This is a genomic window from Tepidimonas fonticaldi (assembly GCF_001675355.1).
GTDB classification, from domain to species: Bacteria; Pseudomonadota; Gammaproteobacteria; order Burkholderiales; family Burkholderiaceae_C; genus Tepidimonas; species Tepidimonas fonticaldi.
The window spans coordinates 572,901-587,802 of sequence record NZ_LZDH01000056.1; the positions used below are offsets into that span (position 1 = coordinate 572,901).

A 14,902-nucleotide genomic window follows, 5' to 3' on the forward strand; every position below is an offset into this window, starting at 1 on the left:
TTTTTTGTGGGTGACCGTTGGGTGTGGTGCCGGGCGGCACCGGCACGCCCTGCGGGCCGTGCCGGTTGGTCGGTATACTGCCCGGCTTTCTCGTTCGGGACCCTGAACCAGGGGATAGGAATGCAAGCGCTGCTCACCTTCTCTCGGCTGATCGATGCCATCAGCGACCGCATCGGCAAGCTCGGCATGTGGCTGATCCTCTTGACCACGTTGATCAGTGCCGCCAATGCCGTCTCGCGCAAGGCGTTCGACCTCAGCTCCAACGCGTTTCTCGAGATCCAGTGGTATCTGTTCGCGGCGGTCTTTCTGCTCGGTGGCGGGTACGCGTTTTTGCGCAATGCCCATGTGCGCATCGACTTCGTGTCGAGCCGCTTTTCCGACCGTGCCCGCAACTGGGTCGACATCGTCGGCATCCTCGTCTTCGTCCTGCCGCTGTGCTACATGATGGTGGTGCTGGGCTGGCCGCTGTTCGAGCGCGCCTGGCAGTCCGGTGAGATGTCGTCCAACGCCGGGGGGCTGATTCGCTGGCCGGTCTATCTGCTCATCCCGGTGGGCTTCGTCATCCTGTTTCTGCAGAGCGTGAGCGAGTTGATCAAGCGCATCGCCTTCCTCACCGGGCACGGCCCCGACGTGCTGGCGCATACGGGCCCGAGCGAGGCGCAGCAGCTCGCCAAGGACATCGCCGAGGCCGAGAAGCGCCATGAAGAAGAGGTCGCCGCCGCGGCCCGCCAACACTGAGCGACGAGACGACCATGGTCGAATTCCTCACCAACAACTTCGTCCCGGTGATGTTCGCCGGGCTGCTGGTCTTTCTGCTGAGCGGCTTCCCCGTGGCCTTCGGGCTGGCGGCGACAGGGCTGTTCTTCGGCTTTATTGGCATGGAGATCGGCCTGTTTGCGGACACGCTGTTTCAGGCGCTGCCGCTGCGCGTGTTCGGCATCATGCAAAACGACACGCTGCTGGCCATCCCGTTCTTCACGCTCATGGGCATCATCCTGGAGCGCAGCGGCATGGCCGAGGATCTGCTGGAGACCGTCGGACAGGTGTTTGGCCCGGTGCGCGGCGGGCTGGCGGTGGCCGTGGTGCTGGTCGGTGCCCTGCTGGCAGCCACCACCGGCGTCGTGGCCGCGGCCGTCATCTCGATGGGCTTGATCTCCCTGCCCATCATGCTGCGCTACGGCTACAACCGCACCATCGCCACCGGCACCATCACCGCCTCGGGCACGCTGGCGCAGGCCATTCCGCCGTCGCTGGTGCTGATCGTGTTGGCCGACCAACTCGGCCGCTCGGTGGGCGACATGTATGCGGGGGCGCTGGTCCCCGGTCTGCTGCTGGTCGGGCTCTATTTGGTGTTCATCGCGGGTGTGGCCATCGTGCGGCCGGCGTGGGTGCCGCCGCTGCCCCCTGAGGCGCGGGTGTACAACGAGCCCAACGGTGCCAGCGGCCACCGGTCGCTGTTTGCGCTGTTGCTGGTGGCCTCCGCGGCCGGCTATCTGTGGTGGCAGAACCACGAGGCGCTGATCAATCCCCTCACCGGGCGCGAGGGCCCTGCGCCGGGGGATGAGCTGGTGATCTTTCCGGTCGCCGTCGCTTCCTTCGCGGCGCTGCTGTTGGCCATGGTCAACCATGTCGCGCGGCTGGGCCTGTTGTCGCGACTGGCCGAGCGCGTGACCTTCGTCCTGATCCCGCCGCTGATTCTGATCTTCCTGGTGCTCGGGACCATCTTCCTGGGCATCGCCACGCCGACGGAAGGCGGTGCGATGGGCGCGGTGGGGGCGCTGATCATGGCGGCCTCGCGCGGGCGCTTGTCGCTGTCGCTGCTGAAGCAGGCGATGGAGAACGCCACCAAGCTGACCATCTTCGTGATGTTCATCCTGATCGGCTCCACGGTGTTCAGTTTCACTTTCAACGCGGCCGACGGCCACATCTGGGTTGAGCATCTGTTCGACAAACTGCCGGGTGGCGCGATCGGGTTCTTGATTGTCGTGAATCTGCTGGTGTTCGTCCTCGGCATGTTCATCGACTTCTTCGAGATCGCGTTTATCGTGATCCCGCTGCTGGCGCCGGTGGCCGACAAGATGGGCATCGACCTGATCTGGTTTGGCGTGATCATCGCGATGAACCTGCAGACCTCGTTCCTGACCCCGCCCTTTGGCTTTGCGCTGTTCTATCTGCGCAGCGTCGCGGCACGCGAGGACTACACGGATCGCGTGACCAAGCAGCGCATTCCCGCGGTAACCACGGCCCAGATCTACAAGGGCTCGATCGCCTTCATCGTGCTGCAGCTCATCATGGTGGCCGTCATCATGGCTTTCCCCGGGCTGGTCATCGACCACCTGGGCCCCAAGACGGGGGTGTACGACGCCGCCGTGATGGAAAAGCTCGACCAGCTGGGTGGCGATGGCGCCTCGCCCTGGGGTGATGACGAAGAGGCCAACCCCGACGAGGGGCAGGAGGAATCCGCCCCGAGCGATCAGGGCGAGGAGATCGACCCCATCAAGGCGCTCGAGGAAGCCGCCAAGAAGGCCCAGCAGTGACCCCGCCGGGGCGGCCCGAGGCCGGTGCCGCCCCGCGCATGCCATCCCCATGCACGTCGACGTCAAGATCCTCGATCCCCGGCTGCACGCACAGCCGCCCGCCTACGCCACACCGGGCAGCGCCGGGCTGGACCTGCGCGCCTGCTTGGATGCCCCGCTGACGCTGGCGCCCAACGCCTGGCAACTGGTGCCCACGGGGCTGGCCATCCATTTGGCCGACCCCGGCTACGCGGCGCTGATCCTGCCGCGCTCCGGTCTGGGCCACAAACACGGTCTGGTGCTGGGCAATCTGGTCGGGCTGATCGACAGTGACTACCAGGGGCAGCTCATGGTCAGCGCCTGGAACCGCAGTCCCGTGCCGTTCACCATCGAGCCGTTGGAGCGCATTGCGCAGCTCGTCATCGTGCCGGTGGTGCAGGCGCAGTTCCGTGTGGTCGAGGCATTTGCCGAGGCGACGGCGCGCGGCGAGGGCGGCTACGGCTCCACCGGCCGCGCGTGATCGTTCCCCGTTCCGGGCCCGGGGTGCAGGGCGTTCAGCCGCGCAGTGGATTGCGCCGTCAGTCGCGCAAATGCACCTGGAAAAAGCCCGTGCCGGTGCTGCCGCGGCCGACCTCGTCCACCGTCGCCTCGCGCACGTCGTGCACCCGCAGCGTCAGCCGCAGGGCCATGCCCGCCAGGGGGTGGTTGGCGTCCAGCACCACGTGCTCGGGGTAGATTTCGCTGACGAAATACAGCCGGTCGCGCGGTGCGTCCGGCGTGCAACCCGGGGGCAGCCCCTCGAAGGCCATGCCCACCTCCAGCTCGGCCGGGAAGGCCGAGCGCGGCTCCAGATAGATCAACTGGTCGTCGAAGTCGCCAAAGGCGTCCTTCGGCTCCAGGTGCAGCTCCACGCGGTCGCCCGGGCCACGGCCGACCAGGGCCTGCTCGATGCTGGCCAGCAGGTCGCGGCCGCCGACCAAAAACTCCACCGGCTCGTCCGAGGCGTCGAGCACGTCGCCCAAGGTGTCCTTCAGGGTCCAGCTCAGGCTGGCCACGCAGGGGGGTGCGATTTTCATCGGACAATTGTCCCATGAGACGACCCACGCCCTCCAGCGCCTTTCCGTTCCCCCTGCCGACCGAGCCGACACCCCTGCTCGGCGGGCTGACGCCCGAGCAGTTCATGCAGCGCCACTGGCAGCGCCGCCCGCTGCTGATCCGGCAGGCGGTGGCGGGCTTCCGCCCGCTGCTGTCGCGCGCCGAGCTGTTTGCGCTGGCCGCGCGCGAGGACGTGGAGTCGCGCGTGGTCGAACAGCACCCCGACGCCGGCGACCCAGCCCACACCTGGCGGCTGCGGCACGGGCCGTTCGATCCCCGCGCACGGCGGGGCGAGCGCGCGCTGCCGCCGCTGCGGCGCCCGGGCTGGACGCTGCTGGTGCAGGGCGTGGACCTGCACCACGACGGGGTGCATGCGCTGATGCAGCGCTTTCGCTTCGTGCCCGACGTCCGGCTGGACGATGTGATGATCTCCTGGGCCAGCGACGGCGGCGGGGTGGGGCCGCACTACGACAGCTACGACGTCTTTTTGCTGCAGGCCAGCGGGCGGCGCCGCTGGCGCATCGGCCGGCAGCGGGATCTGGCGTTGCGGCCCGATCTGCCGTGCAAGATTCTGCAGCGCTTCGAGCCCGAACAGGAGTGGGTGTTGGAGCCGGGTGACATGCTCTATTTGCCGCCGCGCTGGGCCCACGAAGGGGTGGCCCTGGGCGACGACTGCATGACGTATTCCATCGGATTCCGGGTGCCGCAGCGTGGAGGGCTGGCGGCCGAGCTGGTGCAGCGGCTGGCCGACGAGCATGAGGACGAGGCCCTGTACCGCGACCCTCGCCAGCCTGCAACGACCGAGCCCGCGCGTATCCCGGCGGCCCTGCAGGCCTTTGCGCGCGAGGGGTTGCAGCGCCTGGTGGCGGACGAGCGGGCGCTGGCCTGCGCCTTGGGCGAGGTGTTGACCGAACCCAAGCCGCGCGTGTGGTTCGAGCCCACCGAAGTCTCGTGGACACCAGGCGCAGTGGTGCTGGACCGGCGCACCCGCATGGCGTACGACGAGCACCATGTCTTCATCAATGGCGAAGCGCTGATCGCACGCGGGCGCGACGCCCGCTTGATGCGCCGGCTGGCCGATGCGCGCGAGCTGTCGGCCGACGAGGTGCGGCGCGCCAGCGACGATGCCCGCGCCGTGCTGGCGCAGTGGTTCGAGGCCGGCTGGCTGCATGCGGTGTCCTGATGGGCGCGGCAGACAACTTCGGTAGCAAACGTTACGATTGCTTACAAGGGTAAACCCTGGGTTGGTTACATAATGAATACGTTTGGTGCACAGCCGCTCGCGCGGTTGGCGCACACGGACCACAGGTCGTCCCCGTGCCGGCGGGGCGACGGTTGTGCAACACGGACTCCCGGTGTCCCCCCGATTCGGAATCGACCTCACATGAACAAGACCGCTCTGATCGCTGCTTTGATCGCCGCCGCCAGCCTGGCTGCCTGCGGCAAGAAGGAAGAATCTCCTGCACCCGCGCCCGCCCCGGCGGCCGCTCCGGCCCCGGCCCCCGCTGCGGCGCCCGCCGACAACGCCCAGCAGCCCGCTGGCGACCAGGCTCAGCAACCCGCGCAGCAGCCCGCTGGCGAGGAAAAGCCGGCCGAGCAGAAGCAGTGATGTCGTCGCGCGTCGGCAAGCATGCCGGCGCCTGAGCGATCGGGCACGCCGGGCCGTAACCCGGCTGCCACCGAGCCGCCTCCCACGGAGGCGGTTTCGTTTTTTCGGGATGCCGTTACGGGGGGCTGGCGGCATGCTGCAGCAGCCGTTGCACCAGCGGGTGCTGGCGCATGCGCCGGCTCAGGATGGCGTGGATGTCTTCCCGCACGCCCGCGCACGCGCCCAGCGGCAGCAGTCCGGGCAGCGGCCCGTCGCTGTCCAGGCCCAGGCGGCTGGCGGGAAAGACCCCCAGCCCGCGCGCGGCAAACACGGCCATCAGGGCGCTGTCCTCGAACTCCCCGGCCACCCGGGGGCACAGGCCGTGCTCGTCCAGCCAGCGATCCAGCAGCGGGCGCAGCGGCGAATGCGCGGTCGGCAGCAGCACGGGCAGCCCCTGCAGCGCGTGGGGAAAGCCGCGCCGGGCGTCGGGCGTGACCAGCGTCGCCGGACCGTACCAGTCCACGGGTGAGCTGGCCAGGCGCTCGCTGTCCACGGCAAAGGTGGGCAGCGGCGTGGCGGGCTGGCCGGTCAGCACCAGGTCCAGGCGGTGCAGCGCCAGTTCCGCGAGTAAGGCGGCAGGTTCGCCTTCGTGGCAGACGAGGTGCAGATCGGGCGCATCCAGCAGCGGCTGCAACAGCGCGTGCGCCGCCAGTTTGGACAGGCCGTCGGACAGCCCCACGGCCAGGCGCAGCGCCGGGCGGCTGGCTGCTTCGCGCACGGCCTGGGGCAGGCTGCTGCCGATGCGAAAAATCTCGTCCGCCCGCGCAAAGGCGGCCCGGCCGGCGTCGGTCAGGGCCACGGTGCGGCCGGCCGGGCGCAGGAGCTGGTGGCCCAGCGCCCGTTCCAGCTCGCGCACCTGGGCGCTGACCGTCTGCACCGCCATGTCCAGGCGCTCGGCCGCGCGGGCAAAGCCGCCTTCGCGCGCGACCATCCAAAAGTAGTACAGGTGGCGGTAGTTGAGCATCTGACGTTTCGGTTTTTTCGAACCGATTATCCGTATCGTCGGTATTTTTTTCGGACGTCGGTGTCCGCATAATCGAGGCTTTTCAGGAATATCCGACCACCGTATGGACGCTTTGCTTGCTTTTGGGGCCGCCGATTTCATGGGCAAACCCGCCTGGATCTGGGCGGTGTTCATCGGCATCGTCATCGCCTTGCTGGTCTTTGACCTGGGCGTGCTGCATCACGAGCAGCGCGAGATTGGCGTGCGCGAAAGCCTGCTGCTGTCGGCGGGTTACATCACCGCGGGCCTGCTGTTCGGCACCTGGGTGTGGTGGTACCTGGGTGCCGACAGCGGCATGGCGTACTACACCGGCTTTTTGATCGAGAAGTCGCTGTCCATGGACAACGTCTTCGTGATCGCGCTGATCTTTGGCTTTCTGGGCATTCCGCGCCTGTACCAGCACCGGGTGCTGTTCTGGGGCATTTTGGGCGTGATCGTTCTGCGTGCGCTGATGATCGGTCTGGGCGCGGTGCTGGTCCAGGAGTTCGCGTGGATCCTGTACGTGTTCGGCGGCTTTTTGGTCATCACGGGTGTGAAGATGTGGTTTGCGGCGGATGAGGAGCCGGACATCGCCAACAACCCGTTGCTGAAGTTTCTGCGCCGGCACATGCGCGTGACGGATGGCCTGCGCGGCAACGCCTTCGTGGTGCGCGAGCCGCACCCCGCGACGGGGCAGCCCGTGCTGTGGGCGACGCCGCTGTTGCTGGCGCTGGTGCTGGTGGAGACGGCCGACCTGATCTTCGCCGTCGACTCGGTGCCGGCCATCTTTGCCATCACCACCGACCCGTTCATCGTCTACACCAGCAACATCTTTGCGATCCTGGGCCTGCGGGCGCTGTACTTTGCGCTGGCGGCGATGATCCACCGCTTCTACTACCTCAAGTACGCGCTGGCGCTGGTGCTGGTGTTCATCGGGGCGAAGATTTTCCTGGTCGGCATCGTGGGCAAGATCCCGGCGGTGGTTTCGCTGTCGGTGACCTTGGGCCTGATCGCCGGAGGCGTGCTGTACTCGCTGTGGAAGACGCGCCAGGACGAGGCCGCCCGCGGCGGCCCGCACCGCGTCATGTGACGGGCGGGGGCCGCCTCAACCCAGGCGCTTGACCAGCACCTGGCTGCGCCGGTCCCAGTTGTATTTGCGCTTGCGCGCCTCGGGCAGCCAATCGGGCGGCACGGGCTGAAAGCCCCGTTTGAGGAACCAGTGCATGGTGCGGGTGGTGAGCACGAAGATGCTCTCCAGCCCCATCAGCCGCGCGCGCTGCTCGATGCGCTTGAGCAGTTTTTCGCCGTCGCCCTGGCCCTGCGCCTGCGGCGAGACGGTCAGCGAAGCCATCTCGCCGGTGCGGGCCTCGGGGTAGGGGTAGAGTGCCGCGCAGCCAAAGATCACGCCATCGTGCTCGATGATGGTGTAGTTGGCGATGTCGCGTTCGATCTCGGTGCGGCTGCGCTTGACCAGCGTGCCGTCTTTCTCGAACGGTTCGATCAGTTGCAGGATGCCGCCCACGTCGTCGGCGTTGGCCTCGCGCAGGCTCTCCAGCTTCTCGTCCACGACCATGGTGCCGATGCCGTCGTGCACATACACCTCCAGCAGCAGCGAGCCGTCCACGGCAAAGGGGATGATGTGGCTGCGCTCCACGCCCCCCTTGCAGGCCCGCACGCAGTACTGCAGGTAAAAGCCCGGGTCGGTGGGCTGCGCGGGCTGCGGCCCCTCGGCCAGGATGCGCTCGGCGTCGGCCAGCGGCAGCTCGGTGTCGATGGGGTTGTCGTCGCCTGGCGGATCGAACGGCCGCACGCGGATGCCGGGGATCTCGGTGACGAAGATGAGCTTGTCGGCCTGCAGCGCCACCGCGACGCTGGTGGCCACCTCCTCCATGCTGAGGTTGAACGCCTCGCCCGTGGGCGAGAAGCCGAAGGGCGACAGCAGCACCAGCGCCCCCATGTCCAGCGCGCGCACGATGCCGACGGCGTCCACCTTGCGCACCAGCCCCGAGTGCTGAAAATCGATGCCATCGACGATGCCCACCGGCCGCGCGGTGATGAAGTTGCCCGAGATGACGCGCACGGTGGCGCCCGCCATGGGCGTGTTGGGCAGCCCCATGCTGAAGGCGGCCTCGATCTCGTAGCGCAGTTGGCCCGCGGCCTCTTGGGCACTGTCCAGCGCCACCGAGTCGGTGATGCGGATGCCGCGGTGGTAGCGGGCTTCGTGCCCCTTGGCGCGCAACTGCTCGTTGACCTGCGGGCGAAAGCCGTGCACCAGCACCACGCGCACGCCCATGCTTTGGATGAGCGCGAGGTCCTGCACCAGGTTGGGCAGCTTGCCGGCGGCGATGGCCTCGCCCGGCACGCCGACCACGAAGGTCTGGTTGCGGAACTTGTGGATGTACGGTGCCACCGACCGGAACCAGGGCACGAAGGTGAAATTGAAGACGGTGGACATCGGGTGGGCAGCAGGCGGCCGCCGGTGGCGGCGTGGGGAGCGGTCGGGATCGGGATAATCGCGCGGTCATGCCGCAAAACGAAGTGTGCCACCAGCCGGCGCGGGCGCCGGTGATCGCGTTTCCGGAATCGCTGCCGGTGTCCGCCCGGCGCGACGAGATCGAGGCCGCGCTGCGCGCGCACCCGGTCGTCATCGTCAGCGGGGAGACCGGCTCGGGCAAGACGACGCAGCTGCCCAAGATCGCGCTGGCGATGGGGCGTGGCGGCGGCGTGGACTGGCGCGCGGGGGACGGGGCGACGCGGCGGCGGCGACCGCTGATCGGCCACACCCAGCCGCGACGGCTGGCGGCCACGTCGGTCGCGGCGCGCATCGCGGAAGAGACGCAGACCGAGCTCGGCGCGCTGGTCGGCTATCAGATCCGCTTCCACGACCGGCTGCAGCCGGGCGCGGCGATCAAGCTGATGACCGACGGCATCCTGCTGGCCGAGACGCAGCGCGACCCCCTGCTGCGCGCCTACGACACGCTGATCATCGACGAGGCGCACGAGCGCAGCCTCAACATCGATTTCCTGCTCGGGTATCTGAAGCAGCTGCTGCCCAAGCGCCCGGACCTCAAGGTCATCATCACCTCGGCGACGATCGACGCCGAACGCTTCGCGCAGCATTTTGCCGGGCCCAACGGGCCCGCACCGGTCATCCAGGTCAGCGGACGCACCTACCCGGTGGAAATCCGCTGGCGCCCGTTCGAGGAAAGCCGCGACTACGGCTTGAATGAGGCGATCGCCGACGCGGTGGACGAACTGTGGCGCGGCGGCGCGCACGATGGCGACATCCTGGTCTTTCTGCCCGGCGAGCGCGAGATCCGCGACGCCGCCGACCATCTGCGCCGCCACCTGAGCCACCAGCCGGCGCTGCGCGGCACCGAGGTGCTGCCGCTGTACGCGCGCCTGAGCGCGGCGGAGCAGAGCCGCATCTTCCACCCGAGCGGGGCGCGGCGCATCGTGCTGGCCACCAACGTGGCCGAGACGTCGCTCACCGTCCCGGGCATCCGCTACGTGATCGACTCCGGGTTGGCGCGCGTCAAGCGCTACAGCCTGCGCAGCAAGGTCGAGCAGCTGCTGGTGGAGCCGATCAGCCAGGCCGCGGCCAACCAGCGCGCGGGCCGCTGCGGCCGCGTCGCCGAGGGCATTTGCATCCGTCTGTTCGATGAGCGGGATTTTGCCGCGCGGCCGCGCTATACCGACCCGGAGATCCTGCGCTCGTCGCTGGCCGGCGTCATTCTGCGCATGAAGTCGCTGGGATTGGGTGACGTGGAGGCGTTTCCGTTTCTGGAAGCGCCGTCGCGCCGCGCCATCACCGACGGCTACCAACTGCTGCAGGAGCTGGGCGCGCTGGACGACGGCCTGGCGCTGACCCCCTTGGGACGCGAGCTGGCCCGGCTGCCGTTGGACCCGCGCGTGGGGCGCATGATCCTGGCGGCGCGCGACCGCGGGGCCTTGGCGGAGGTGCTGGTCATCGCCAGCGCCCTGAGCGTGCAGGACGTGCGCGAGCGGCCCCTGGAGGCGCAGGCCAAGGCCGACCAGGCGCACGCGGCCTTCGACGACGAGCGCAGCGAATTCGTCGGCATCCTCAAGCTCTGGGACTGGCTGGAGAAGGCGCGCGGCGGCGTGCATGCGCCGGGCGAGGCCCCGACGCACCGGCTGTCCAACCGGCAGTACGAGGCGCTGCTGCGCGAGCGCTTCATCCACCTGCGCCGCCTGCGCGAATGGCGCGACATCCACCAGCAGCTGCACACCGTGGCCGCGGAGCACGGCTGGAAGCCCAACACCCAGCCCGCCACCTACGAGCAGATCCACCTGAGCCTGCTGGCGGGGCTGCTGGGCAACGTGGGCTGCAAGCACGAGTCGGAGGACGTCTATCTGGGCGCGCGCGGCATCAAGTTCGTGCCGCACCCGGGGGTGCGGCTGAAAAAGCGCCCCGGCCGCTGGATCCTCTGCGCCGAGCTGGTGGAAACCACGCGCCTGTACGGCCGCGGGCTGGCCACGATCGAGCCGCAGTGGCTGGAGCAGGTGGGCGCGCATCTGATCAAGCGCCAAGTGGGCGATCCCCACTGGGAAAAGCGCAGCGCCGAGGTCGTCGCCCACGAGCGCGGCACCCTCTACGGCCTGACGGTGTACAGCCAGCGCCGTGTGTCGTATGGCCGCATCGACCCCGCGGCCGCGCGCGAGGTCTTCATCCGCGAGGCGCTGGTCGCCGGGCTGACCGAGGACACCTGGGACACCCGGCTGCCCTTCTGGTCGCACAACCGCCGCGTGCTGCGCGAGGTGCAGGCGCTGGAGCACAAGGCCCGGCGCCAGGATGTGCTGGTGGACGATGCGCTGATCTACGCCTTCTACGACAGCCAGATCCCGGCCGGCATCTGCACGGGCCGCGATCTGGAGCGCTGGTGGCGCGAGGCGTCGCGCACCCAGCCGCGGCTGCTGATGCTCAGCCGCGATGAGCTGATGCGCCACGAGGCGGCAGGCATCACCACGCAGGCCTTTCCGCCCGTGGTGCGCCTGGGCGGGGTGGATTGCCGGGCGCATTACCTGCACGAGCCGGGCGACCCGCGCGACGGCGTGACGGTGGATGTGCCCTTGTTCGCCCTCAACCAGGTGTCGGCCGAGCGCGCCGAGTGGCTGGTGCCGGGAATGTTGCGGGACAAGGTGCTGGCCTTGCTCAAGAGCCTGCCGCAAAAGCCCCGCGCACGGCTGGTGCCGCTGCCCGAGACGGCGCAGAGCCTGACCGAGGCGCTGCTCGCGCCCGCGCGCTGGGCCCAGGGCAGCCTGCTCGATGCCGTGCTGGCCGCCGTGCGCGAGCGCACGGGTCTGCCGGTGCAGCGTACCGACTTCAAGCTCGAGACGGTGCCGGCCCATTTGTTCTTGAACATCCGGGTCGTGGATGAGCATGGCCGCCAGCTCGCCATGGGGCGCAACCTGCCGGCCCTCAAGGCGGAGTGGGGGGGGCAGGCGCGGGGCGCCTTCCAGGCGCTTGCGGCACTCAAACTCGGCGCCGCCGCCGTCCCCGAGTCCGCCCCGCCGTCTGCCGCCCAGCCCTCCGTGCAGGCTGCCGACCGGCCCACCGCCGACCGGGCCCCGGACCGCCCGGCTGCGCCCGCACAGCCGGATCTGCCTGACGCCAGCACCCGCCACACCCGCTGGACCTTCGGCCCCTGGCCGGAGATGATGGAAATCCGCCAGGGCCGCCAGACGTTGATCGGTTACCCGGCGCTGCTGGACGCGGGCGACGCCGTGACGCTGGCCGTCTACGACGAGCCCGAGCTGGCCGCGCGCCACCATCGTCTGGGGCTGCGGCGGCTGTTTGCGCTGCAGTTGCGCGACACGCTCAAGGCGCTGGACAAAAACCTGCCGGATTGGCAGAAGATGGCCGTGCTGTACATGCCGCTGGGTACGCAGGACGAGTTGCGCACCCAGATCGTGGAGGTGGCCATCGAGCGCGCCTTTTTGCAGGCGCCGTTGCCGCACGATGGCGAGTCCTTCGAGCGCCGCTTGCAGGAGGGGCGGGGGCGTCTGGTGCTGATCGCCCACGAGGTCGCGCGGCTGGCCGCGCAGGTGCTCACCGAGTGGGCCGCCGCCCAGCGCAAGTTGCGCGACGGCAAGCCCCCGGCCGCCACGGCGGCAGACGAGCAACAGCACCTGCAGCGGTTGGTGGGCAAGCGGTTTTTGCATGACACGCCGTGGGAGGCGCTGACCCATCTGCCGCGCTATCTGAAGGCGGTGCAGTTGCGGTTGGACAAGTGCCGCGCCGATCCGGCGCGCGATGCCGCGCGGCTGGCCGAGCTGCGCCCGCACGAGCAGCGCTTCTGGCGTCTGGTGGCCGAACGCAAGGGCCAGCTCGACGAGCGCCTGCAGGAACTGCGCTGGATGCTCGAGGAGCTGCGCGTCAGCCTGTTCGCGCAGGAGCTGCGCACCCCCTACCCGGTCAGCCTCAAGCGGCTGGACAAGGTCTGGGCGCAGATCGGCTGAGGGAAGGTCCCGTCACAGCCGGGCCAGCCGCTCCAGCGCGGTGTCCAGGGTGGCGTCGCGCTTGGCAAAGCAAAAGCGCACCACCCGCTGATCGAACCCGTCGCCATAGAAGGCCGACAGCGGGATCGCGGCCACGCCCACCTCGCGCGTCAGCCATTCGCAGAAAGCGGCCTCGGGCAGGTCGCGCTCGGGCACCGCCAGCGCGCTGTAGTCCACGCACTGGAAGTAGGTGCCCTCGCACGGCAGCAGGCGGAACCGGGTGCGCGCCAGCCCGGCGCGGAAGCGGTCGCGCTTGGCCTGGTAGAAGGCGCTCAGCCCCAGGTAGGGGGCCGGGTCGGCCAGATAGGCCGCCAGCCCGTGCTGCATCGGCGTGTTGACCGTAAAGACGTTGAACTGGTGCACCTTGCGGAACTCGGCCATCATCGCCGCCGGGGCCAGTACATAGCCCACCTTCCAGCCGGTCACATGGTAGGTCTTGCCAAAGCTGCTGACGATCAGCGCGCGCGCCGCCAGTCCGGGGTGCGTGGCCAGACTCTGGTGCGTCTGGCCGTCGTAGACCATGTGCTCATAGACCTCGTCGCCGATCAGCCAGACATCCGTGCTGGCCACCAGGTCGTACAGGCGCTGCAGGTCGCCGGCGCCCCAGACCGTCCCGCTCGGGTTGTGCGGGGTGTTGATCAGGATGGCGCGCGTGCGCGGGCTCAGGGCGGCGGCCAGGCGGTCGAAGTCCGGGCGGAAGGTGCCGGGCACGAGCGGCACGCGCACCACCGTACCGCCGGCCAGCTCGATGTTGGGTACATAGCTGTCGTAGCACGGCTCCAGCACGATCACCTCGTCCCCGGGGTGGACCAGCGCCAGGATGGCGGTCAGGATGGCCTGGGTGGCGCCTGCCGTGACCGTGATCTCGGTGCCGGGGTCGTAGCGGCGGCCGTACAGCGCCTCGACCTTGCGCGCGATGCCCTCGCGCAGCGCCGGCACGCCCGCCATCGGCGGATACTGGTTGTGCCCGGCCTGCATGGCCGCGGTCACCGCCTGGGGCAGCCGGGGGTCGCAGTCGAAGTCGGGAAAGCCCTGCCCCAGGTTGACGGCACCGGTCTCCTGCGCCAGGGTGGACATGACGGTGAAGATGGTCGTGCCGACGTGGGGCAGCCGACTGGTCAGCGCGGGCGTGCGCGGGGGCTGGGGGGCAATGGGGGCGTTCATGGTCGGTGGGGCGCTGGCGTCGGGGGCATCACAGTTGGTAGTCGTGGCCGCCGCCTTCCATCGCGCGCAGGATGAGGTCGCGCGAGAGGCGGTCACTGAGAAACTCGGCAAAACGCAGCACGAACTGGCGCAGGTACGCACCGCGTTTGAACGCCACCCGCGCCACGTTCTGGCCGAACAAGTGGCCCGCCGGCCGGGCCACCAGATCCGGCGTGCGCTCCTCGCCCTGGACGGCCATTTCGGCCACGATGCCCACACCCATGCCCAGCTTGACGTAGGTTTTGATGACGTCGGAATCGATGGCTTCCAGCACGATCTGGGGCGTGAGGCCGCGTTGGGCGAAGGCTTGGTCGATGCGTGTGCGCCCGGTGAAGGTGGGGTGGTAGGTGATGAGCGGCTGCGCGACCAGGTCCTCCAGCCCGATGCGCTCGCGCTCCAGCAGCGGGTGGCCCGGGGGGAGCACCAGCATGTGCTGCCATTCGTAGCAGGGCAGGGTGACCAGATCGTCGTAGTGCGACAGCGATTCCGTCGCAATCCCGATGTCGGCGCCGTCTTCGAGCACCAGGCGCGCCACCTGATCGGGCGAGCCCTGATGCAGGCTGATGCTGACCTTGGGGTAGGCCTGCCGCAGCCGCACCACCGGCGCGGGCAGCACATAGCGCGCCTGGGTGTGCGTGGTGGCGATGGACAGCGTGCCGCTGTCCTGGGCCGCGTAATGCTCCCCGATGCGTTTGAGGTTTTGCACCTCGCGCAGGATGATTTCGATGCTGCGCACGACCTGCCGGCCGGGCTCGGTCAGCCGCTTGATGCGCTTGCCGTGGCGCGCAAAGATGTCGATGCCGAGTTCGTCCTCCAGCTCCAGGATGGCCTTGGAGACGCCCGGCTGCGAGGTGTGCAGGGCCTTGGCCGCCTCGGTCAGGTTGAGGTTGCGGCGCACGGCCTCTTGCACGAAGCGAAACTGATGCAGATTCACGCACG

The 14,902-nt window shown here is 69.0% G+C and carries 12 protein-coding genes; 7 read left to right on the forward strand and 5 right to left on the reverse strand.

Translation table 11 applies throughout. The features are described from left to right. Window positions 1-120 precede the first annotated feature (120 nt). Genes A9O67_RS08515 through dut form a run of 3 tightly spaced genes read left to right on the forward strand, consistent with a single transcriptional unit; the run spans window position 121 to window position 3,036 of the window. Window positions 121-738: a TRAP transporter small permease subunit gene (locus A9O67_RS08515; RefSeq protein WP_068609254.1), complete on the forward strand. Its 618-nt coding sequence runs from the start codon at window positions 121-123 to the stop codon at window positions 736-738. Window positions 739-752: 14 nt separating this feature from the next. Continuing rightward, window positions 753-2,537 carry a TRAP transporter large permease gene (locus A9O67_RS08520; RefSeq protein WP_068609256.1) on the forward strand — a complete coding sequence of 595 codons (1,785 nt, stop codon included), beginning with the start codon at window positions 753-755 and terminating at the stop codon, window positions 2,535-2,537. A 49-nt stretch (window positions 2,538-2,586) separates the two neighbouring features. Continuing rightward, window positions 2,587-3,036 (forward strand): dUTP diphosphatase, encoded by a 450-nt coding sequence (dut, locus tag A9O67_RS08525; protein WP_068609258.1) that lies wholly within the window; start codon window positions 2,587-2,589, stop codon window positions 3,034-3,036. Between the two features lie 58 nt (window positions 3,037-3,094). Here dut and A9O67_RS08530 read toward each other — a convergent pair whose 3' ends face one another. Continuing rightward, window positions 3,095-3,592, reverse strand: coding sequence for an FKBP-type peptidyl-prolyl cis-trans isomerase (locus A9O67_RS08530; RefSeq protein WP_043699090.1), 498 nt, complete (start codon window positions 3,590-3,592; stop codon window positions 3,095-3,097). Between the two features lie 14 nt (window positions 3,593-3,606). Here A9O67_RS08530 and A9O67_RS08535 point away from each other — a divergent pair, with 14 nt between their 5' ends. Continuing rightward, window positions 3,607-4,794 (forward strand): JmjC domain-containing protein, encoded by a 1,188-nt coding sequence (locus tag A9O67_RS08535; RefSeq protein WP_068609260.1) that lies wholly within the window; start codon window positions 3,607-3,609, stop codon window positions 4,792-4,794. A gap of 201 nt (window positions 4,795-4,995) precedes the next feature. Continuing rightward, window positions 4,996-5,220 (forward strand): hypothetical protein, encoded by a 225-nt coding sequence (locus tag A9O67_RS08540; protein WP_068609262.1) that lies wholly within the window; start codon window positions 4,996-4,998, stop codon window positions 5,218-5,220. A 115-nt stretch (window positions 5,221-5,335) separates the two neighbouring features. Here the strand turns inward: A9O67_RS08540 and A9O67_RS08545 are convergent, their stop codons facing one another. Further along, entirely contained in the window at window positions 5,336-6,223 is an 888-nt protein-coding gene (locus A9O67_RS08545) for a LysR family transcriptional regulator (protein WP_068609264.1), read from the reverse strand. Between the two features lie 103 nt (window positions 6,224-6,326). Between A9O67_RS08545 and A9O67_RS08550 the strand changes: the two genes are divergently transcribed. Then, window positions 6,327-7,331, forward strand: coding sequence for a TerC family protein (locus A9O67_RS08550; RefSeq protein ID WP_068609266.1), 1,005 nt, complete (start codon window positions 6,327-6,329; stop codon window positions 7,329-7,331). A 15-nt stretch (window positions 7,332-7,346) separates the two neighbouring features. On the opposite strand, the gene argA is transcribed toward A9O67_RS08550, so the two are convergent. After that, window positions 7,347-8,696, reverse strand: coding sequence for an amino-acid N-acetyltransferase (argA, locus tag A9O67_RS08555; RefSeq protein WP_068609269.1), 1,350 nt, complete (start codon window positions 8,694-8,696; stop codon window positions 7,347-7,349). A gap of 68 nt (window positions 8,697-8,764) precedes the next feature. Here argA and hrpA point away from each other — a divergent pair, with 68 nt between their 5' ends. Next, window positions 8,765-12,721: an ATP-dependent RNA helicase HrpA gene (gene hrpA / locus A9O67_RS08560; RefSeq protein ID WP_068609271.1), complete on the forward strand. Its 3,957-nt coding sequence runs from the start codon at window positions 8,765-8,767 to the stop codon at window positions 12,719-12,721. Between the two features lie 12 nt (window positions 12,722-12,733). Here the strand turns inward: hrpA and A9O67_RS08565 are convergent, their stop codons facing one another. Next, window positions 12,734-13,924, reverse strand: coding sequence for a pyridoxal phosphate-dependent aminotransferase (locus tag A9O67_RS08565; protein ID WP_068609273.1), 1,191 nt, complete (start codon window positions 13,922-13,924; stop codon window positions 12,734-12,736). A 28-nt stretch (window positions 13,925-13,952) separates the two neighbouring features. Next, window positions 13,953-14,897, reverse strand: a complete 945-nt coding sequence (locus tag A9O67_RS08570) for a CysB family HTH-type transcriptional regulator (protein WP_068609275.1) — start codon at window positions 14,895-14,897, stop codon at window positions 13,953-13,955. Window positions 14,898-14,902: the final 5 nt, after the last annotated feature.